The following is a 20,968-nucleotide window of genomic DNA, read 5'->3' as shown; positions in this document are numbered from 1 at the left end:
GATTGCGTGAGACTACCTGTTCGCCGGGGCAGCCTGATCAGGAGAGGTACGTGTCGCGCGCGAGGTCGTACGCGAGGGCCCGTGCGACCTGCAGCGCGTCGTCCTCGTCGAGGCGGTGTTGTACGACGAGATTGGCCAGGTAGCCGGCGTCGATGCGGCGGGCGAGGTCGTGGCGTGCCGGGATCGACAGGTACGCGCGGGTGTCGTCGACGAAGCCGCTCGTGTTGTAGAAGCCCGCGGTCTCCGTGACGAGCTCGCGGAACCGGCGCATGCCGTCAGGGCTGTCCAGGAACCACCACGGCGCACCGAGCCGCACCGCGGGGTAGACGCCCGCGAGCGGTGCCAGCTCGCGCGAGTACACGGTCTCGTCGACGGTGAACAGCACGAGGCGGAAGCCCTCCGCGTGCCCGAACCGCTCGAGCAGCGGCTGCAGCGACCGGGTGAACTCGGCCGCGACCGGGATGTCGTGTCCCTTGTCCGGCCCGTACGTCGCGAAGATCGCCGGATCGTGGTCGCGCAGTACGCCGGGGTGCAGCTGCATGACCAGCCCGTCCTCGGCCGACATCACCGCGGACTGGTACAGCATGTGCCCCGCGAACGCGGCGGCGTCCTCGGCGGTCACGTCGCCCTTCAACGCTCCCGCGTAGATCCGCGCGGCCTCGGAGTCGCTCAGCGGTACGGCGGCTGCGCTCAGGTGGCCGTGGTCGGTGGCACGGGCGCCCGCCGCGACGAACGCCTGGCGACGCCGGCGGATGGCGTTCAGGAAGCCGTCGTACGTCGAGGTGTCGACGTCGGCCAGCGCGCCGAGCTGCTCGATCAGCGCCGGCCAGCCGTCCCGGTCGACGTGGGCGACCGCGTCGGGGCGGAACGTCGGGACCACCCTCCCGGGGAGATCTGCCGCGACCTTCGCGTGCTGGGCCAGGTCGTCGGTGGCCGCGTCGGTGGTGGAGATCAGCTCGATGTTGAAGCGGTCGAGCAGCGCGCGCGGGCGGAACTCCGGCTCCGCGATCCGCGCGGCGATCTGGTCGTAGAGCTCGTCGGCCGTCTCCGCGGACGGCTGCACGGTCAGGCCGAGCACCTCGGCGAACTCGTGCTCCAGCCAGTACCGGCTCGGCGTACCGAGGAACAGGTGCCAGTTGGCGCAGAACTCCCGCCAGATCTCGCGCGGCTCGGCGGTCTGCTTGCCGTCGCGGCGGGGGAGTCCCAGCTTGTCGGGGTGGACGCCCTGCGAGATCAGCATCCGGGTCACGTAGTGGTCCGGGACGACCAGCAGGTCGGCCGGGTCGCCGAACGGGGCGTCGGTGGCGAACAGCCCGATGTCGACGTGTCCGTGCAGGCACAGCAGCGGCAGGTCCTTCGTCGAGGCGTGGATCCGGCGCGCGACGTCGCGGGCGGGTCCGGCCGGCAGGGCGCGATCCGGATGAGGCTGCAGGGCCTTCGGCATGGGTCCTCCGATTGCTGTGCGGGACAGCGGCTGGGCTGAAACGTGTTCTGCAAAGGATTGCAGTCGCATCTTGTCAGCACAAGCCACCGTCCATGAGCTGACGTCTTGACACAAACTGCAACCGATTGCAGACTCAACCGGAACCTGAGGAGGTGGGTGTGGCGGCGACCATTCGGGACGTGGCGCGGTTGGCCGGGGTTTCGCCGTCGACCGTTTCCCGGGCGCTGTCCGTGCCGGGCATGGTGAACGCGGCGACGCGGGCCCGGGTGGCGGCGGCCGTCGAGCAGCTCGGCTACGAGCCGAACCGGGCGGCCCGTGGGCTGATCACCGGGCGGACCGGCACGATCGGTCTGGTCGTGCCGGATCTGGCCAACCCGTTCTTCGCCAGCGTCACCAAGGGCGTGCAGGCGCGCGCCCGCCGGCACGACGTCGCCGTCTTCGTCGCGGACACCGACGAGGACCCGGCGGCCGAGGCCGGCCTGGTGCGGGCGTTGTCCAAGCAGGTCGACGGCGTCGTGCTGTGCTCGCCGCGAGCGAGTGACGACGAGCTGGCGGCGATCGCCCAGGACACCACCGTCGTGCTGGTCAACCGCAACGCCGCGGGACTGCCCGGCATCACCTACGACAACGAGGACGGAATGCGGCAGGCCGTCGCCCACCTCGTTGCCCTCGGCCACCGCCGGATCGCCTGGGTCGGAGGCCCTGCCACCTCCTGGTCGACGCTGCACCGCGGCGTCGGCCTGCGCAACGCGGTCGAGGCACTGCACGCCGAGCTGGCGCCGGTCGGCAACTTCGCCCCGACGTACGAGGGCGGCATGGCGGCCGCCGACCAGGTCGTCGCGACCGGCGCGACCGCCGTGGTGGCCTACAACGACCTGGTCGCGATCGGTCTGCTGGCCCGCCTGCACAGCCGCGGGATCTCGGTTCCCGGCGAGCTGAGCGTGGTCGGCGTGGACGACATCGCGATGTCCAGGATGGCCCGGCCGGCGCTGACCACGGTCCGGCTGCCGAAGCAGGAGACCGGCCGGCTCGCGGTCGAGCTGCTGCTGGCGTTGCTCGACGACCCGGAGGCCGCCCAGATCGCCGGCTCACAAGAACCACTGCACGGGGAACTGATCGTCCGGGAGTCGTCCGGACCAGCACCACAGAAGTGATCACCCCGGCCGGCGTTCGCGCCGCGCCGGGCCCGCCTTGATCCGAGGAGATACCCGATGCAACTGCAGCGGAAGTTGATCGCGGCCCCGGTGGCCGCCGCCGTGCTGGCGGTGCTGGCCGCCTGCGGCGCCCCGACACCGAGTAAACCGGCCGCCGACAGCGGTGGCGACGTACCGGACAAGCCGGCCAAGGCGGTGAGCCTGAACATCCTCGACGTGGCCGGCAACCTGCAACTGACGCAACCCATGATCGACGACTTCGTCAAGCAGCACCCGGACGTGGTCTCGAAGGTCACGTACTCGAAGGGCCCCGCTCCCGAGCTGGCCGGCAAGATCAAGGCCCAGCAGAACGCGAACCGGGTCGACATCGACCTGGTGCTCACCGGCACCGACGGCCTCGCCGCCGGGCAGGAGCAGGGCCTGTGGCTCGACCTGCTCACGAAGTACTCCGACCGCCTGCCGGGGATGAAGGACTACCTGCCGCCCGCGCAGAAGATGCAGGAGCTGGGCGGCAAGGAGGGCGTGACGGTCACCTACTACCCGTCGGGCCCGCTGCTCGAGTACATGCCGTCGAAGGTCCCGTCGCCGCCGAAGACCGCCCAGGACCTGCTCGCCTACGCGAAGGCCAACAAGGGCAAGGTGATGTACGCACGCCCGGCGAACTCCGGCCCCGGCCGCACGTTCCTGATGGGCCTGCCCTACATCCTCGGGGACAAGGACCCGAAGGACCCGGTGAACGGCTGGGACAAGACCTGGGCGTACCTGAAGGAGCTCAACCAGTACGTCGACTTCTACCCGTCCGGCACCTCCGACACGATGAAGGCGCTCGCCAACGGCTCGGCCAACATCATCGCGAGCACGACGGGCTGGGACATCAACCCGCGCGTCCTCGGCACCGTCCCGAAGGAGGCCGCGATCACGCCGATCCAGGGCTTCCACTGGGTGACCGACGCGCACTACGCCGTCGTACCGAAGGGTGTGTCGACCGACAAGCAGGCGGCGATCCTGCAGCTGCTGCAGTTCATGCTGACGCCGGAGCAGCAGGCGAAGGCGTACGACAAGGGCTACTTCTACCCGGGCCCGGCGATCAAGGGCGTCGAGCTGGCGCAGGCGCCGCAGGAGAGCAAGGACGCGATCACGGAGTACGGGCGCCCGGAGTACGACAAACTGATTGCCGACAATCCGACCGAGGTTCCGCTGGACGCGAAGGCGCTGGTGGCTGCCTTCGACAAGTGGGACCGTGAGGTCGGCGGCAGCAAGGTGAAGAAGTCGTGACCTCGTCCACCTCCAACTTCGAGCTGCTCCGGCTCGACGGCGTCACCCGCCGTTTCGGTCCGGCGGACCAGCCGGCGGCACTGTCCGAGCTCGACCTGACCATCGAGCGGGGCGAGTTCATCGCCCTGCTCGGTCCGTCCGGCTGCGGCAAGTCGACGGCGCTGAACTGCCTGGCCGGTCTGCTCCCGCTGACCGCGGGCTCGATCTGGCAGGACGACCGGCGGATCGACACGCTGCCGCCGGAGAAGCGCGGCTTCGGCATGGTCTTCCAGAACTACGCGCTGTTCCCGCACCTGACCGTCCGGGACAACATCGCCTTCGGGTTGCGGATGCGCAACCTGCCGAAGGCCGACGTGCAGCGCCGCACCACCGAGGCGATCGATATGGTGCAGCTGGCCGACCACGCGAGCAAGCTGCCCGGACAGCTGTCCGGCGGTCAGCAGCAGCGCGTGGCGATCGCCCGCGCGACCGTCCTCGAGCCGTCGCTGGTGCTGATGGATGAGCCACTGAGCAACCTGGACGCCAAGCTCCGCCTGGAGATGCGGACCGAGATCCGGCGGCTGCACCAGTCGCTCGGGCTGACGACCGTGTACGTGACACACGACCAGGAGGAGGCGCTGAGCATGGCCGACCGCCTGGTCGTCATGCGCCAGGGCAAGGTGCAGCAGATCGGCACGCCGGAGCAGGTCCACACCAAGCCGGCCACCTGGCACGTCGCCGACTTCATGGGGTACCGCAACCTGCTGCCGCTGAAGGCGTCGCAGCTGCACGGCGACCAGGTGACGGTGGACCTCGGCGGTACGGCGATCCGCGGCGCGGCGCAGGGCGCTGTCGCCCAGGACGACGACGTGATCGCCGCCGTGCGGCCCGAGGACGTGAAGATCGCCGACCAAGGTGTGAAGGGTCTTGTCGAGGTCGTCGAGTACCAGGGCCGCGAGCGCGCGGTCGAGGTGGTCGTCGACGGCGAGACGCGGCTGCACCTGCGCACCGAGCAGCGGGTCGAGCCGGGGGAGCAGGTGGCCCTGGCCGTGACGCCCGGACGGCTCCTGGTGTACCCGGCATGAGCGCGACCTGGCAGCATCGGCTGGCCGAACGCGGCGTCGACCGACGGTTGTGGTTGTTGCTCCCGGCCACGATCTTCGTTCTGCTGCTGTTCGTCTATCCGTTCCTGTACGGCCTGAGCCTGTCGTTCCAGCCGATGGACGGCGGCGGCGTGCTGGCCAACTACGACAAGTTCTTCAGCGACGCGTACCAGCGCGACACGATCGCGACCACGCTGAAGATCGCCCTGCCCGCGGCGCTGCTGAACGTGCTGGCCGCCGTACCGATCGCGTTCCGGCTCCGCGGCCGGTTCCGCGGCAAACGGCTGCTGACCACGATCCTCGTCGTACCGATCACGCTCGGGACCGTGCTGACCGCGCAGGGGCTGCTGAACTACCTCGGCCCGACGGGCTGGTTCAACCGGGTCCTGCTCAGTCTTCAGATTGTCGACGATCCGATCCGCCTGACGAACAACTACTGGGGCGTGTTCTTCTCGCTCGTCATCACCGGATTCCCGTTCGCGTTCCTGCTGGTGCTGTCGTACCTGTCCGGCATCGACCCCACGCTGCAGCGGGCCGCGGCGACGCTCGGCGCCTCGCGGGCGCAGCGGTTCCGGCGGATCACGCTGCCGTTGCTGGCACCAGGATTGGCGACAACCTTTTTGTTGACCTTCGTCCTCGCGTTCTCGGTGTTCCCGTCCGCGGTGCTGGTCGGTAACCCGGCCGGATCCACCCGGGTGATCTCGCTGGCCGCCTACCAGGCGGCGTACGAGCAGTACGACTACGCGTACGCGTCCGCGATCGCGATGGTGATGGGCGCGGTGGAACTGGTCGTGGTGGCGATCGTGCTGGTGTGGCGGTCGCGGCTCTACACCGGATCGACGGGAGGCAAGGGATGAACCCCAAGGTGAGGTCTGTTCGCGCCACCCCGCTCGGCTGGGTGATCTGGGGCGCCGTGGTGTTCTTCTTCGTCAACCTGGCCGGCGTGGTGTTCTCGGTGCTGGTCAGCTCGTTCGGCACCAAGTGGTTCGACACCTGGCTCCCGAGCGGTTTCACCACCCACTGGTACGGCGACGCGTGGCGAGAGTTCACGTTGTTCCACGTCATCGTGGTCACGCTGCTCGTGTCCGGGCTGGTCGTCGTGCTGTCGGTGCTCGTCGGCGCGCCCGCGGCGTACGTGCTGGCCAGGAAGAACTTCCCCGGCAAGCGGCTGGTGTACCTGACCTTCCTGCTGCCGATCCTGATGCCGCCGATCACGTACGGCATCCCGCTCGCGACCGTGCTGTACAAGTTCGGGTTCGCGGGGCACCTGTCCGGCGTCGTGCTGGCGAACCTGGTGCCGTCGGTGCCGTTCGTGATCCTCACCATGACGCCGTTCATCGAGCAGGTCGACCCGCGGATCGAGGACGCGGCCCGGATGCTCGGCGCCGGCACCCGCTCGGTGTTCCTGAAGATCCTCGCGCCACTGCTGGTCCCCGGTCTGCTGGCGTCGGGGATCCTCGTGCTGGTCCGGACGGTCGGGATGTTCGAGCTGACCTTCCTCACGGCCGGCCCGGATTCGCAGACGCTCGTGGTCGCGCTGTACTACTCGATGTCCGCGGCGGGGATCCGTGCCCAGCAGTCGGTCGACGCGATGGCCGTCATGTACACGGCGATGATGCTGGTACTGCTGGTGGTCGCGCTGCGCTTCGTGAATCCGACGCAACTCGTGGCCCGTGTGAAGGAAGAACCCTCCGAGTAGCTGTGTCATTCGAAGAAAGGTTCCGTCAGTTGACCAGGCTGAGTCTCACCAATCTCCCCGTCGCCCCCGCGGTCGACCCGAGGGCGCTGTCGGTCGGCATCGTCCACCTCGGGATCGGTGCGTTCCACCGCGCCCACCAGGCCGTCGTCACCGAGCGCGCGGCGGTCGAGTCCGGCGAGACCCGCTGGGGGATCACCGGGGTGAGCCAGCGCTCCACCGCTGTCCGGGACCAGCTGGCGCCACAGGACGGTCTGTACTCCGTCCTCGAGCGCGGTCTCGGTGCGCCGTCGGTCCAGGTGATCGGCAGCGTCCGCGAGGTGCTGACGGTTCCCGAGGACCCGGAGGCGGTCGTCGCGCGCATCGCCGATCCGGCCGTCGCGGTGGTGACGCTGACCGTGACGGAGAAGGGGTACCGGGCCGCGGGCGCCGGACTGAACCTGGACGATCCGGAGATCCAGGCCGACCTGACCGGCCGCCCGCCGCGCACCGTCGTCGGGCAGCTGGCGGCGGCGATCGCCCGCCGGGAGGAGCCGCTGACGATCGTCTCCTGCGACAACCTGGTGGCCAACGGACCCTTCCTGCGCAAACTGGTGGGGGACTACTTCGATGCGCTCGGCAAGGTTCCCGAGGCGTTCGAGGCGACCCGGTTCCCGGCCAGCATGGTCGACCGGATCGTGCCGGCCACGACCGATGCGGACCGCGGCGAGGCGGCTCGGCTGCTCGGCGTCCGGGACGAGGCCGTCGTGGTCGCGGAGCCGTTCCTGCAGTGGGTGATCGAGGACGACTTCGCCGGCGACCGGCCCGCGTGGGAGCGCGGCGGGGCGGTGCTGACGGCCGATGTCGCGCCGTGGGAGCAGGCGAAGCTGCGGATGCTGAACGCCACGCACTCGATGCTCGCGTATCTCGGCGCGCTGCGCGGGTACGAGACGATCGCCGAGGCGGTCCGCGACGAGGAGCTCGGCGGGCTGGCGCGGCGGTTGATGACCGAGGACGTCGTACCGACGCTGACGCCGCCCGACGGGCTGGACCTGGCGGCGTACGGCGCGACGGTGCTGGAGCGGTTCGAGAACCCGGCGCTGAAGCACCGGACCCGGCAGGTCGCGATGGACGGCTCGGTCAAGCTCCCGGTGCGGATGCTCGGCACGGTCCGCGACCGGCTGGCAGCCGGCGCCGAGCCGCGGATGATCTCGCTCGCGGTGGCCGCCTGGATGGTCTATGTGCTCAGTACGCAGGACCTCGACGACCCGCAGGCGGACCGCCTGAAGTCCGCGGTCGCGGACGTGACCGAGCCGGCCAAGCTGGTCGACGCACTGCTCGCCGTGGACTCGGTGTTCACGCCGGACCTCCGCGACTCGACCGTGCTACGTGACCTGCTCGTCGACCACGTCACCGCCCTGACCCACTGACCCCGCACGCACGCGCTGGCGCGCACTCACGCGCTGGCGCGCGCTCATGCGCTGACCCTGCTGGCTCCTTTTCGGAAGGTTTTTCGCGCATAGCGCGGGAAAAGTTCCGAAGAGCGGGCCTGGCTGGTGAAGGGGCCGGCGTCAGCGGGTTGGGGGCAGGATTGTGAGGACTCCGGTGGCGTCCAGGACGGCCCTGCCGATCGTGAAGAGGCTCGTGGTGTCCTGACCCGTGCTGCGCCACTGCTCGGCGGTGTACCGCTGGCCGGTCTTCTGGAACCGTTCGGCGGCGAGGCTGTCCAGGATGTAGGTGTTGTCGTTCAGGGTGACCTCGCCGTCCGGGATCGCCGCACCGGAGTTCTGCACCATGCCGGTCGCGGTGGTCCCGCCGCGCATCGTCACCTGGTTGCCGGAGACCACGATGTCGCGCAGCAGGTTGGTGCCCCACGGGCCGGAGCCGCGGGTCCGGGACTGGATCGAGATCCCGTTCACGTTGTTCGCCACCACGTTGCCGCGGACCTGGACGTTCGACGAGGTATTGACGTTGATCCCGCCGCCGTCCCACAGCGACGTACCGGAACCGCGGCCGGTGCCGAAGCCGTTGCCGCTGATCGAGTTGTTCTCGATGACGCCGTTGCGGCCGATCTCGTAACGGATCCCGTCCGCAGCATTGTCGACGATCTGATTGTTGCGGAACGTCCGGCTGTCGTCGTACGCATCGCTCCACAACCCGATGCCCCGATTGTCTGCAATCAGATTGCCGGTCACCCAGCCGCCGCTCGACCAGGTGGTCTTGACACCGCCGGACTCCCAGTCGGCGATCCAGAAGCCGTCGGTGTTGTTGCCGCTGATCTCGTTGGCGGAGATCGTTCCGCGCAGCGTGCTGTACTGCCCGGCGCCGAGCTGGCCGTTGTGGTGGATCCGGTTCTTCTCGAGGACCGCGCCGTCGGCGTTCACCAGCATCGCGCCGACCGCGTGGTTCCAGCGGATGTCGTTGGCGAACACCTTCCACCCCAGGCCGAGGACGACCGCGCCGCTCTGCGGGGGAGTGGCGAAGTGCTCGATCGTCAGCCCGCGCACGGTCACGTTGTTGCCGCCGGGCTCGATCGCGGTCGGCGTGCTGGACATCTCGATCGCGTGGCCGACCGGGGTGTCGCCGAGGTAGACCGCGTTCGCGGCGTAGTCGGCGTAGAAGGTGCCGGGGGCAACCTTGTCGCGGGACGCGACCCGGGTCAGGTGCTTGCCGTCGCGGAACACCTGCTCGCGGAGATAGCAGATGTTCGCCGTGTTGTCCTCGCACTGCCCGGTCTGCGGGTACGCCGGTGGCAGCACACCCGTGGTGACCCAGGCTGTGCTCGACGCGAGCTTCGGCGCGGTGCCCGAACCGGTGCCCGACGCAGCGTTGGGAACGGTGTTCGACGCGGCCCAGCGGGTGAGCCGGACCGAGCCTGTCAGTACGGCGCCTTGATCGCTCGCGAGTACCTGGTCGGCCTTCGGGCGGATCGTCTCGCGGATCCGGTGCAGGCCCTCGGCGAAGCAGAACGTCGTACCGGCGGGCCAGTTGCCGACGACCTCGGCGGCGTTGTCCGTGGTCCGGATGGTGACGCCGCTGCAGGCGGGCGCCAGCGCGGGACCGGTACGGAACGTGCCGTCGGCGGGGGGCGTGGCGACAGCCTGCTGGTCGTCGAACGGCAGGTCGTCGCCGAGCGGCGCACTGCTCGCAGGCAGCGGGCCGACGGCAACGAGACTGGTGCCGACTGCAACGACTGCGACAATCACTGTTCTCATAGCGGAGCCTCCGGTGGCACAGGTAGCCCTGAGCGCACCCCCCATGGCGCGGCTTCGCTTCGCAGATTACCCCTACGTCACGTAGTCATGGCAATACGTAGCGCACAAACATGTTGCGAAAGGCAAGCTGTCCCGTCGCTGTCAGTTCGCGAGGAAGCTGCCGATCGTGTCGAGGCCTGCGCCGCGCCAGCCGGCCGCGGTGAGCTTGGTGCCGAACCGGGCGAACCGCTGGGTGCCGAGGTCGTCGAGGACGTACTTGTTGCCGCTGAACACGACCTCACCGGACGGCACCTCGGCGCCGGAGTTCTGGACCATGCCGGTCGACTGCGTCCCGCCGGTCATCTCGATGGTGTTGCCGTTGACCCGGACGTCGCGCAGCAGGTAGGTGCCCCACGGTCCGCTGCCCCGGGTCCGGGACTGGATCGTCACGCCGTTCACGTTGCCCGAGACCCGGTTGCCCTTGATGGTGACGCCCGACGACGTGTTGACGTTGATCCCGCCGCCGTCCCACAGCGACGTACCCGAGCCGCGGCCGGTGCCGAAACCGTTGCCGGTCACCGTGTTGCCCTCGATGACGCCGTTGCGGCTGATCTCGTACCGGATGCCGTCCGCGGCGTTGCCGACGATCTGGTTGCCGGTGATCGTCCGGCCGTCGTCGGCGACGTCGGCCCACATCCCGACGCCTTTGTTGGCCTTGATCACGTTGCCGCTGACCGTGCCGGACGAACGGGTCGACTTGATGCCGCCGGACTCCCAGTCGGCGATCCAGAAGCCGTCGGTGTTGTTGGCGCTGATCACGTTCCGGGTGATCGCCGCCGCGGCGGAGCTGTACTGGCCGAGGCCGAGCTGGCCGTTGTGGTGGATCAGGTTCTTGTCGACCTTCGTGCTGTTCGCCTTCACCAGCATCACGCCGACCGCGTGGTTCCAGCGCACGTCGTTCGCGGTCACCGTCCAGCCGGGCCCGGAGACGAGTGCGCCCGCCTGCGGCGCGCTGGCGAAGTGCTCGATGGTCAGGCCGCGGACGACCACGCCGCTCGCGCCGGACTCGATCGCGGTCGCGGTCCTCGACATCTCGACCTCGCGCCCGGCCGGGCTGCTGCCGAGGTAGACCGCGTTCGCGGCGTAGTCGGCGTAGAAGGTACCGGCCTTGACCGCCGAGACGCTCGCGACCCGGGTCAGGTGCGTGCCGTCGAGGAACAACTGCTCCCGCAAGTGACAGATGTTCGCCTTGTTGTCCTCGCACTCACCGCTCTTGCCGTACGCCGCCGGCAGCGCGCCGCGGACGACCCACGCGGAGCCGGAGCGGACCCAGCCGGTGAGCGGGACGGATCCGGTGAGCACGGCGCGTTGCGCACTGGCGAGCACCTGGTTCGCCTTCGGGCGGATGGTGTCGCCGATCCGGTGGACACCGGCGGCGAAGCAGAACGTCGTACCGGCCGGCTTCGAGCTCACGATCGCCGGGGCGTCCTGCCCGGGCTCGATCACCACACCGCTGCACGGCCCGGCGACCGCGGGCCCGGCCTCGTCGGACTCGACTGCCGGCGGTGTCGGGACCTTGGGTTCGACCGGCTTGACCGGGGTCTTCGGCGTCGTCAGCTTCTTGGCGGGCGGGGTGGTCGTCGTGCCGGGCTTCACGGGTTGCGTGGTCGTGGTCTTCGCGGAAGGCGTGCCGGGAGCTTTGCCGGGCCGCTGCGACGGCAGGGCACGGGACGCCGCCAGCTCGGACTCCTGGGTCCCAGCCGACCCAGCCGACTCAGCCACCTTCGCCGCGGTCGTCGCCTTGTTCTCGGTGGCGATCACCGGTACGGCGACCGTGACGACGGCCACCGCCGCTGCGATGAGCGCCGCGAACCACAACTTCCTCAATGCACTCTCCTGGGAGCGGGCGAGACCAGGTGTAGTCACTGCGAGACTTAAGGTAGTGCCATGCGGGTCGCCATGCTGCACAACCGTTACCGAACGGGTCAACCCAGTGGGGAGAACACGGTTGTCGCGCAAACGGTTGATTTGCTGCGTAACTCAGGACATGAGATCGACCTGTACGCCCGGAACAGCGACGACATCGCCGCGATGGGCCGAAAAGATCGCGCATTGTTACCGTTTCGCTCCGTTTGGTCATTTTCGGCGGAGCGCGATTTAACACTGCTCTTGCAGGAGCAGCGGCCCGACGTGGTGCATGTGCACAACACGTTCCCGTTGTTCAGTCCCTCGGTACTGCGGGCGGCGTACAAGGCGGATCTCCCGGTCGTGGCGACGCTGCACAACTTCCGGCTGCTGTGCGCGAACGCGGTGCTGCAGCGCGACGGGCGGCCGTGCGAGTCGTGCGTCGGCAAGCTGCCGCTGGCCGCCGTACGGCACGGTTGCTACCGCGATTCCGTGGTGCAGACGTTGCCGTTGGCGACGAGCATCGGGGTGCACAACACGCTGCACACCTGGCAGCGGTACGTCGACACGTTCGTCGTCCCGTCCGGGTTCGTGCGTGACCGCTACGTCGCGGCGGGGTTCGACGAGGAGCGGTTCGTGGTGAAGCCGCACGCCGTACCGCATGCGGGGGACGTCCGCAGCGGGGCCGGGGACGCGGTGGTGTTCCTCGGGCGGTTGAGCGAGGACAAGGGGTTCGCGGATCTCCTGCAGGCCTGGGATTCCTCGCTCGGCCGGCTGGTCGTCGTGGGTGACGGTCCGCTGCGGGCGGCGGCCGAGGATCGGGCGCGGAACGACCTGTCGGTTCAGGTGCTTGGTCAACTACCGTGGGCCGATTGCATGGATGTCCTGCGGTCTGCGCGCGTCGCCGTCGTCCCGGCGCGTTCTTATGAGAGCTTCGGTCTCGTGGTGGTGGAGGCTTTCGCGCACGGCGTGCCGGTGGTCGCCTCCCGGCTCGGGGCGCTCGCGGAGCTCGTCGACGACGGGGACACCGGCGCGCTGGCCGCGCCCGGCGATCCGGAGTCGCTGCGGAAGGCGATCGGGTTGGTGGCTGATCCCGGGACTTCGATAGCCTGCGGCGAACGAGCCCGTCAGGTCTACCTGGACCGCTTCACCCCGGAGCGCGACCTGGAGGCCACGGAAAGGATCTACACCGATGCGATCGCCCGGCACGCCGCCCGCGGCCGGACGCCCGCGCGACGGTGGGCCGGCCGTGCCGGACGGGTATAAGGTCACGCACGACGCAGGGGGCGGCGTCGCGCGCGAGGGAATGCGGAATTCGTGTTGGGGGATTGCGGTGTGGACGGCGTGACACGGACAGGTTGTGTGGTCGGGGTGTTCGACCTGTTCCACGTCGGGCACGTCGACGTGCTCGAGCGGGCGCGGCGGCACTCCGACCGGCTGGTGGTGGCGGTGCTGTCCGACGAGTGGGCGCTGGACGCCTGGGGCGGCCGGCCGTTCGTGCCGTTGCTCGAGCGGGCGCAGATCCTCGAGCACCTGCGCTGCGTCGACGAGGTGATTGCCGTGGACGACGTACGGTCCTGGCTGACCGGCGCTGCGGGGGTACAGACCGTGTTCGCCGCCAGTGCCGCGGACGGCGTGCTGGGCCCCGAGGATTTCGACGAGCTCGACGGGATTCCGGCCGGGCTGATCACCGTGTTGCCGTCCGGCCGGGGCTCGCGCAGCCCGATCCTGCGCGCCGCGATCGACCAGCGGCAGTCACGCAGTTCCAACGTCGCATGAGCCAGCGAACAATGAGCAGAGCCGGGATGCGGGAGACAGTCGCGCAGCTGTCCCGGGCGCAGAAGCCCTCGGCCGGTACTCCGGCGTACTCGCGGTTCGTCAACCGGCGGATCGGGCGGGTTTTCGCGGCGGCCGCCTTCCTTGGACGGCGTACGCCGAACCAGGTGAGCCTGGCGAGCGGGTTCTGTTCGCTCGTCGGGATCGTGCTGGTGGCCGGTGTGCGGCCGTCGCTCGGCCAGGCGCTGCTGGTGACGGCGTTGCTCGTGCTCGGGTACGGGCTGGACTCCGCGGACGGGCAGCTGGCCCGGCTGCGCGGCGGCGGATCGCCGCTGGGGGAGTGGCTCGACCACATGATCGACGCGGTGAAGATCGTGCTGCTGCACAGCGCCGTACTGATCTCGTTCTACCGGTTCGATGCCTTCGACAACGATCTGGTGCTGCTGATCCCGCTCGCGTACCTGTGCTTGTCGTCGGTGTTGTTCTTCGGCCTGATCCTGATCGACCAGCTGCGCCGGCGGCACGGTGCGGCCGCGAAACCCAACGAGCGTGGGGATTCCGTGGTCAAGTCGTTGCTCATCGCACCTACCGACTACGGCGTCCTGTGCCTGGTGTTCCTCGCGTTCGGCACCCCGTCGCTGTTCGTCGTGCTGTACGGCGCGCTGCTGGCGCTGAACCTGCTCTTTCTCGTGGCCGCGGTCGCGAAGTGGTACCGGGAGATGGCCGCGCTGGGGGTGCGGGCCTGATGGCGATCGTGGGGTACGCCCCCGGGGTGTACGACATGTTCCACATCGGGCATCTGAACATCCTGCGCCGCGCCCGTGAGCACTGCGACCACCTGATCGCCGGTGTCGTCGAGGACGACGTGGTGACCCGGATCAAGGGTCGGCCGCCGGTGGTGCCGCACGAGGAGCGGATGGACGTCGTTCGAGCGCTCGACCTCGTGGACGAGGTGGTCAGCGACTGGTCCAGCGACAAGTTCGAGATGTGGCAGCAGCTGCGGTACGACATTCTGTTCAAGGGGGACGACTGGAAGGGAACGGAAAAGGGGACCAGACTGGAAAGGCTGCTGGGTGAGGTCGGCGCACAGGTGCACTACTTCCCGTACACCGCCTCCACCTCGAGCACCGATCTGCGCAGGCTTCTGGAGGGGATGAGCTGATGCCGGGCCGGCCGAAGGTACTGCTCAGCGCGTACGCCTGCCGGCCGTCGGGCGGGTCCGAGCCGGGCGCCGGGTGGGCGTGGGCGAAGGCCGCCGCGCGCGACCACGACGTGTGGCTGCTGACCCGCGGCAAGTTCGCGCACGAGATCACCGAGGAGCTCGCGGTGCGGCCGGTTCCGGGCCTGACCGTCGTACCGCTGGAGCTGCCGCGCTGGATCCTCCGGCTGCGGCGGCGGCCGTCCGACGTGTACTGGTACTACCCGCTGTGGCAGGGCCTGGCCCGGCGCACGGCGCGGGAGCTGCATGCCGAGCACTCGTTCGACGTGATCCACCACCTGACCTTCGCGGTGGACTGGATGGGCGCCGGGGTGGTGGAGGAGTCGTCCGCGAAGGTGATCTGGGGCCCGGTCGGCGGATCGACCACCGCGCCGCTGTCGATGGCGCACTGGCTGGGTCCGGGCGGGGTCACCGGCGAGCTGGTACGACGCGCGTACACCGGGCTGCGCCGCCGGATGACCGGGCGGCGCATGGCCCGGACCGCGGACCTGATGGTTGCTCAGAACAACGATGTGGCGGAGGCGTTCCGGCCGTACGCGCGCGAGATCGTCGTCCAGCCGAACGTGGCGATCCGGCGCTTCACCGCGTCCGGTCCGTACGAGCCCTTCGGCGCGCCCGGCGTGAAGACCGCGTTGTTCGTCGGCCGGCTGATCCCGTGGAAGGGCGTGCTGCTGGCGATCAGCGCGCTGGCCCGCCCGGAGGCGGCCGACTGGGAGCTGCGGATCATCGGCGACGGCCCCGACTGGGGTCGCGCGGAGCGTCTCGCCTGGCAGCTGGGGGTCCGGGACCGCGTCGAGTTCATGGGCGCGCTACCGCGTGAAGAGGTCCTGGCCGCGATGTTCCGTGCCGACGCGCTGCTGGCCCCGGCGTTCCGCGAGGCCGCCGGCTGGGCCGTCACCGAAGCGCTCGCCTCCGGCTGCCCCGTCGTCTGCGTCGACCGGGGCGGCCCGGCCGTCATCGTCGGCCCCGGAGAAGGCGTCACGGTGCCCTGGCAAGGCGACGTCGTCGGCCAACTGGCCCGTGGCCTCGCCTCCCTCCAGGGCCGCATCACCCCGGTGGACCGCTGGGGCCCCGACCGCCTTCCCGACCTACTGGCCGAGTGGTACACCCCGGCCCGCGTCTCCCGCTGACGTTGGCCCTATTCAGTCGCGGGCGGTTTTACCGGGGAGGGCGAGCATGCGGTCGAGGGCGATCTTGGCGTACTTCTCCGTGTCGGCGTCGACCTTGATCGGGTTGACGACGTGCCCGGCGACCAGGTTCTCCAGGGTCCAGACGAAGTGCGGGAGGTCGATGCGGTTCATCGTGGCGCAGTAGCAGACCGTCTTGTCGAGGAAGACGATGTTCTTGTCGGTGTGCTGCTTGGCCAGGCGCTGGACGAGGTTCAGTTCGGTGCCGACCGCCCACGACGTACCGGGCTCGGCGGTCTCCAGGGCCTTGATGATGTACTCCGTGGAGCCCACCTGGTCGGCCTTGGTGACGACCTCGTGACGGCACTCGGGGTGGACGATCACGTTCACGCCGGGGACCCGGGCGCGGACGTCGTCGACCGACTCGGCGGTGAAGCGGCCGTGCACCGAGCAGTGCCCGCGCCACAGGATCATCTTCGCCGCCGCGAGCTGCTCGTTCGTCAGGCCGCCGTTCGGCTTGTGCGGGTCGTAGACCACGCAGTCGTCGAGCGACAGGCCGAGCTGCAGTACGGCGGTGTTGCGGCCGAGGTGCTGGTCCGGGAGGAAGAGCACCTTCTCGCCCTGTTCGAACGCCCAGTTCAGGGCGGTCTCCGCGTTGCTCGACGTACACACGACGCCGCCGTTGCGGCCGCAGAACGCCTTGATGTCGGCGCTGGAGTTCATGTAGGTGACCGGGACGGTGACGTCCGCGACGCCGGCGTCGGCGAGCGCGTCCCAGGCGGCCTCGACCTGCTGGATGCGGGCCATGTCGGCCATCGAGCATCCGGCGGCGAGGTCCGGGAGGATCACGGTCTGCTGGTCGTTGGTGAGGATGTCCGCCGACTCCGCCATGAAGTGCACACCGCAGAACACGATGTACGGCGCGTCGGGCCGGGCGGCCGCGTCGCGGGCGAGCTTGAACGAGTCACCGGTGACGTCCGCGAACTGGATCACCTCGTCGCGCTGGTAGTGGTGCCCGAGCACGAACACCTGGTCGCCCAGCGCCTCCTTGGCCTTGAGCGCCCGCTCGACCAGGTCCGGGTCGGACGCGGGCGGGAGCGCGCCCGGGCATTCGACGCCGCGCTCGGAGTGCGGGTCGGTGTTCTGCCCGAGGAACAGCAACGGAAGGGACCTCGAGCCGTCTGCGATCGTCGTCACGTCAGATATCGTGCCACGCCGACCGCCGTACGCCGCGTGTCCCACGTCACTGCTCAGAGTGTGAAATCAGTACGCTCCCGGTGTGAAGACGAACGCGCGGTGCGCCGGGCTGGTGCTCGCCGCGGGCGCCGGCCGCCGGATGGGCCGGCCGAAGGCGCTCGTCCGCGGCCCCGACGGCGTCTCGTGGGTCGTCCGTACGGCGCGGTTGCTCGCCGAGGCCGGGTGTTCACCGGTCGTCGTGGTGCTCGGAGCCGCCGCGGACCAGGTTCGAGCCGAACTGTCGAACGAGCCGGTCGAGGTCGTCGAGGCGCGTGACTGGACCGAGGGCATGTCCGCCTCACTCCGCGCGGGCCTCAGCGCGCTCCGCACCACCTCCGCGTCGGACGTCACGGGGCCGGAGGCGGTGGTTGTCGTGCCGGTGGATGTTCCCGGGCTGACGCCGGCTGTGGTGCGGCGGGTCGCCGATCGAGCCGCTGGACAGGGGCTGGTGCGGGCGACGTACCAGGGCGCGCCGGGGCATCCGGTGGTCATCGGGCGGGAGCACTGGGATGGGGTGATCGCGTCGGCCCGCGGTGACGAGGGCGCCCGGGGATACCTGCGGGAGCACCGGGCCGAGTTGGTGGAGTGTGCGGATCTCGCGGACGGTGCCGACGTCGACCGTGTGGAGGAGTTGCCGCCGGGACACGGGTGAGGGTTGGCAAGCTCCGGAAGTAGGTGAATGCTGAAGGAGTGAATGCCGTTGGCTCGGCCGGGGAACTGGCCGGGCGGTTGCGGGCGACCGGATACCTCGCCGGTGAGGGCTTGGCCACGGTCGGGTATCTCGCGCTCGCGTTGCATCGGCCGCTCCTGCTGGAAGGCGAGCCGGGCACCGGCAAGACCTCACTGGCCGCGGCGATCGCGGAGGCGCTCGACCTGGACCTGATCCGGCTGCAGTGCTACGAGGGCATCGACGCGTCCCAGGCGCTCTACGACTGGGACTTCCCCCGCCAGATCCTGCACCTGAGAACCGTCGAGGCGACCACCTCGGACGCGGCCGTCGAAGAGGTGGAGAAGAGCCTGTTCGACGAACGCTTCCTGTTGTCCCGCCCGGTACTGCGTGCCCTCCGCGAGAGCCCCGCCGTACTGCTCGTCGACGAGATCGACCGCGCCGACGACGAGTTCGAGGCGTTCCTGCTCGAGGTGCTGTCGACGTACGAGGTGACGATCCCCGAGCTCGGCACGATCACCGCCGAGGTGCCGCCGATCGTCGTGCTCACCTCGAACCGCACCCGCGAGGTCCACGACGCGCTGAAGCGCCGCTGCCTGTATCACTGGATCGACCACCCCGGCCTCGCCCGTGAGATCGAGATCGTCCGCACCCGCCTGCCCGAGGTCTCCGAACGCCTCGCCGAACAGGTCACCCGGTCGGTGCAGCGGATGCGCGATCTCGACCTGCTCAAGCCGCCCGGCGTCGCCGAGACGCTCGACTGGACGCGCGCCCTCGACGCGCTCGGCGCGGACGTCCTCGACGTCGAGACCGCGGCCGCCACGCTCGGCGCCGTACTCAAGTACCGCGAGGACACCGACCGGGTCCGCGAATCACTCGACCGCCTGCTGGCGAGCTGACCCCGATGACGGCCACCGGATCCAGCGCCCCGGGCGGTGGTGCGATGCCGGACCTGGCGCTCGCGGGTTTCGCGGCCGCGTTGCGGTACGCCGGTCTGGGCGTCACGGCCGACCGGGTGCAGCTCTTCCTGCAAGCGGTCGCCGCGCTCGATCCGACCCTGACCGCCGACGTTTACTGGGCCGGCCGGGCCGCACTCTGCAGCGGGCCCGACGACACCGCGCGGTACGACGAGGTGTTCGCCGCCTGGTTCTCCGGAGACCGCTCGCACGGTGTCGCCCGCCGTACGCCGCAAACCTCCGTCCAGGCCGCCCTCGACGAAGCGGCCGAAGGCTCGGGCGACGGCGACCGCACCCTCAAGGTCTCCGCGAGTACGACGGAAGTCCTGCGCCACCGCGACGTCGCCGAGCTGTCCGCGGCCGACCGTGCCGAGCTCGCGCGACTCTTCGGAACCCTCCGCCCGAAGGTCCCGGTCCGACGAGCGACCCGGCAACGACCGTCGCACCGCGGCGACATCGACCCACGCCGCACGCTCCGCGCCCAGCTCCGCCAGGTCGGCGAACCGGCCCGCGTCCACTACCGCCGCCGGGGCGTCCGCCCGCGACGGGTCGTCGTCCTGATCGACGTCTCCGGATCCATGCGCCCGTACGCCGACAGTCTGCTGCGGCTCGCGCACATGATGGTCCAGCAGGCGCCGCGCACGGTCGAGGTGTTCACGATCGGCACGCGGCTCACCCGCGTCACCCCGGCGCTGCGCCGGCGTGATCCCGAGTTCGCGTTGCGGTTGGCGGGTGACGTCGTACCGGACTGGTCGGGTGGCACGCGGCTGGGTGAGGTGCTGAAGGTGTTCCTGGACCGCTGGGGACAACGCGGTACGGCGCGGCGCGCGGTTGTCGTGGTGTGCAGCGACGGATGGGAGCGTGGCGACGCCTCGCTGCTCGGCGCACAACTGCAGCGGCTCGCCGGCCTCGCGCATCGGGTGGTGTGGCTGAACCCGCATCGCGGCAAACGCGGGTACGAGCCGGTGCAGGCCGGGATCGTCGCCGTACTGCCGCACCTGGACGATCTCGTCGCCGGGCACAGCCTGGCCAGCTTCGCCGAACTCCTGGAGGTGGTGGCCGATGCGTGACGTGCTCGAGCGGTTGCTCGCGTGGTGGGAGGCCGGCGAAGCGGTTGCCGTGGGCACCGTTGTCGCGACGTTCGAGTCGGCGCCGCGGCCGCCGGGGGCGGTGATGCTGGTCGGTCCGGGGCTGGAGGCGGTCGGCAGTGTGTCGGGTGGCTGCGTCGAGGGGGCGGTGTATCAGCTGGGGGAGGAGATCCTCGAGTCCGGTGAGCCTGTCCTGCAGCGGTACGGCGTGAGTGACGAGTCGGCGTTCGCGGTCGGGCTGACCTGCGGCGGGATCATCGACGTGTTCGTCGAGCGGGTCGACCGGACGTCGTTCCCGGAGCTGGGTGAGGTCGCGGCCGACATCGCCGCCGGGCGCCCGGTCGCGGTCGCGACCGTCGTGGCCCATCCGGACCCGGCACGCGTCGGCCGCCGCCTCGTCGTCCGGCCGGCGCCTGACACCGAGCCGGCTCCGGGCGTTGCGGAGGTGGGGAGTGGGGTGCTGGCGAGTGGGGGGCTGGGGTCGGACCGTGCCGACGATGCGGTGGTCGACGATGCGCGCGGGTTGCTGGCCAACGGGCGGACGGAGACGCTGGAGTACGGGCCGGACGGGGAGCGCCGAGGCGAAGGCATGCGGGTGTTCGTGGCGTCGTACGCGCCGGTGCCGCGGATGCTGGTGTTCGGGGCGATCGACTTCGCGGCGGCGGTCGCACGGCTCGGATCGTTCCTCGGGTACCGGGTGACGGTCTGCGACGCGCGCGCCGTGTTCGCGACCGCGTCCCGCTTTCCGTTCGCCGACGACGTGGTTGTCGACTGGCCGCACCGGTACCTGTCCGGCGAGGCCGCGGCCGGGCGGCTCGACGACCGGACGGTGATCTGCGTGCTGACGCACGACCCGAAGTTCGACGTACCGCTGCTCGAGGTCGCGCTGCGGCTGCCGCAGGCCGCGTACATCGGCGCGATGGGTTCGCGGCGGACGCACGACGACCGGCTCAAGCGGCTGCGCGAGGCCGGCCTCACCGACGACGAACTGGCGCGGTTGTCGAGCCCGATCGGTCTCGACCTCGGCGCGCGGACCCCGGAGGAGACCGCGGTGAGCATCGCCGCCGAGATCATCGCCCAGCGCTGGGGTGGTGCGGGGCAACGACTCTCGGCCGCGGCCGGACCCATCCATCACTGAGCCTTGTGGTCCACAACTCAACAGGAGCAGGA

19 protein-coding genes are annotated in these 20,968 nt (G+C 70.1%); 15 read left to right on the top strand and 4 right to left on the bottom strand.

Annotated features, from left to right (window positions below; translation table 11 throughout):
• Positions 1–37: 37 nt before the first annotated feature.
• Entirely contained in the window at positions 38–1,444 is a 1,407-nt protein-coding gene (gene uxaC, locus BJY22_RS31620) for a glucuronate isomerase (RefSeq protein ID WP_167214088.1), read from the bottom strand.
• A 158-nt stretch (positions 1,445–1,602) separates the two neighbouring features.
• Between uxaC and BJY22_RS31615 the strand changes: the two genes are divergently transcribed.
• From BJY22_RS31615 to BJY22_RS31590, 6 genes are read left to right on the top strand one after another with little or no spacing between them, the layout of a single operon-like run.
• Positions 1,603–2,598 (top strand): substrate-binding domain-containing protein, encoded by a 996-nt coding sequence (locus BJY22_RS31615; protein WP_167214086.1) that lies wholly within the window; start codon positions 1,603–1,605, stop codon positions 2,596–2,598.
• 57 nt (positions 2,599–2,655) lie between these two features.
• Entirely contained in the window at positions 2,656–3,873 is a 1,218-nt protein-coding gene (locus BJY22_RS31610; protein WP_167214084.1) for an ABC transporter substrate-binding protein, read from the top strand.
• Positions 3,870–4,937, top strand: a complete 1,068-nt coding sequence (locus tag BJY22_RS31605; protein WP_167214081.1) for an ATP-binding cassette domain-containing protein — start codon at positions 3,870–3,872, stop codon at positions 4,935–4,937. Before BJY22_RS31610 ends, BJY22_RS31605 begins: the two co-directional genes overlap by 4 nt.
• On the top strand, positions 4,934–5,812 hold the full coding sequence (locus BJY22_RS31600; RefSeq protein WP_167214078.1) for an ABC transporter permease: 879 nt from the start codon (positions 4,934–4,936) through the stop codon (positions 5,810–5,812). The genes BJY22_RS31605 and BJY22_RS31600 overlap by 4 nt, the downstream gene beginning before the upstream one ends.
• On the top strand, positions 5,809–6,654 hold the full coding sequence (locus BJY22_RS31595) for an ABC transporter permease (protein WP_167214074.1): 846 nt from the start codon (positions 5,809–5,811) through the stop codon (positions 6,652–6,654). The genes BJY22_RS31600 and BJY22_RS31595 overlap by 4 nt, the downstream gene beginning before the upstream one ends.
• 29 nt (positions 6,655–6,683) lie before the next feature.
• Positions 6,684–8,060, top strand: a complete 1,377-nt coding sequence (locus BJY22_RS31590; RefSeq protein WP_167214071.1) for a mannitol dehydrogenase family protein — start codon at positions 6,684–6,686, stop codon at positions 8,058–8,060.
• A 141-nt stretch (positions 8,061–8,201) separates the two neighbouring features.
• On the opposite strand, the gene BJY22_RS31585 is transcribed toward BJY22_RS31590, so the two are convergent.
• The gene (locus tag BJY22_RS31585) at positions 8,202–9,845 is read right to left on the bottom strand and encodes a right-handed parallel beta-helix repeat-containing protein (protein ID WP_167214068.1); all 1,644 of its coding nucleotides are present in this window, start codon (positions 9,843–9,845) and stop codon (positions 8,202–8,204) included.
• A 141-nt stretch (positions 9,846–9,986) separates the two neighbouring features.
• Positions 9,987–11,711 carry a right-handed parallel beta-helix repeat-containing protein gene (locus BJY22_RS31580; protein WP_238350515.1) on the bottom strand — a complete coding sequence of 575 codons (1,725 nt, stop codon included), beginning with the start codon at positions 11,709–11,711 and terminating at the stop codon, positions 9,987–9,989.
• A gap of 60 nt (positions 11,712–11,771) precedes the next feature.
• On the opposite strand from BJY22_RS31580, the gene BJY22_RS31575 reads away from it, so the two are divergent.
• The 5 genes from BJY22_RS31575 (at position 11,772) to BJY22_RS31555 (ending at position 15,854) form a co-directional block, all read left to right on the top strand.
• Entirely contained in the window at positions 11,772–12,995 is a 1,224-nt protein-coding gene (locus tag BJY22_RS31575; RefSeq protein WP_167214065.1) for a glycosyltransferase family 4 protein, read from the top strand.
• 69 nt (positions 12,996–13,064) lie between these two features.
• Positions 13,065–13,508: an adenylyltransferase/cytidyltransferase family protein gene (locus BJY22_RS31570; RefSeq protein ID WP_337759605.1), complete on the top strand. Its 444-nt coding sequence runs from the start codon at positions 13,065–13,067 to the stop codon at positions 13,506–13,508.
• A 26-nt stretch (positions 13,509–13,534) separates the two neighbouring features.
• Positions 13,535–14,251: a CDP-alcohol phosphatidyltransferase family protein gene (locus BJY22_RS31565; protein WP_238350514.1), complete on the top strand. Its 717-nt coding sequence runs from the start codon at positions 13,535–13,537 to the stop codon at positions 14,249–14,251.
• Positions 14,251–14,667 carry an FAD synthase family protein gene (locus BJY22_RS31560; protein WP_167214060.1) on the top strand — a complete coding sequence of 139 codons (417 nt, stop codon included), beginning with the start codon at positions 14,251–14,253 and terminating at the stop codon, positions 14,665–14,667. Before BJY22_RS31565 ends, BJY22_RS31560 begins: the two co-directional genes overlap by 1 nt.
• Positions 14,667–15,854: a glycosyltransferase family 4 protein gene (locus tag BJY22_RS31555; protein ID WP_167214058.1), complete on the top strand. Its 1,188-nt coding sequence runs from the start codon at positions 14,667–14,669 to the stop codon at positions 15,852–15,854. Before BJY22_RS31560 ends, BJY22_RS31555 begins: the two co-directional genes overlap by 1 nt.
• Before the next feature lie 12 nt (positions 15,855–15,866).
• Here BJY22_RS31555 and nadA read toward each other — a convergent pair whose 3' ends face one another.
• A complete protein-coding gene (gene nadA / locus BJY22_RS31550) occupies positions 15,867–17,048 on the bottom strand; it encodes a quinolinate synthase NadA (RefSeq protein ID WP_167214054.1) in 1,182 nt (393 codons plus the stop codon).
• Positions 17,049–17,130: 82 nt separating this feature from the next.
• Here nadA and BJY22_RS31545 point away from each other — a divergent pair, with 82 nt between their 5' ends.
• Genes BJY22_RS31545 through BJY22_RS31530 form a run of 4 tightly spaced genes read left to right on the top strand, consistent with a single transcriptional unit; the run spans position 17,131 to position 20,936 of the window.
• On the top strand, positions 17,131–17,739 hold the full coding sequence (locus BJY22_RS31545) for a nucleotidyltransferase family protein (protein ID WP_337759602.1): 609 nt from the start codon (positions 17,131–17,133) through the stop codon (positions 17,737–17,739).
• A gap of 38 nt (positions 17,740–17,777) precedes the next feature.
• Positions 17,778–18,653, top strand: coding sequence for an AAA family ATPase (locus BJY22_RS31540; RefSeq protein WP_167214051.1), 876 nt, complete (start codon positions 17,778–17,780; stop codon positions 18,651–18,653).
• Positions 18,654–18,658: 5 nt separating this feature from the next.
• Positions 18,659–19,780 (top strand): vWA domain-containing protein, encoded by a 1,122-nt coding sequence (locus BJY22_RS31535; protein WP_238350513.1) that lies wholly within the window; start codon positions 18,659–18,661, stop codon positions 19,778–19,780.
• A complete protein-coding gene (locus tag BJY22_RS31530) occupies positions 19,773–20,936 on the top strand; it encodes an XdhC family protein (RefSeq protein WP_167214048.1) in 1,164 nt (387 codons plus the stop codon). The genes BJY22_RS31535 and BJY22_RS31530 overlap by 8 nt, the downstream gene beginning before the upstream one ends.
• Positions 20,937–20,968 lie beyond the last annotated feature (32 nt).

Origin of the sequence: Kribbella shirazensis (genome assembly GCF_011761605.1) — a bacterium.
Classification (GTDB): domain Bacteria; phylum Actinomycetota; class Actinomycetes; order Propionibacteriales; family Kribbellaceae; genus Kribbella; species Kribbella shirazensis.
Note: the sequence above shows the minus strand (reverse complement) of the source record. Positions and strands in the feature narration are given on the sequence as shown.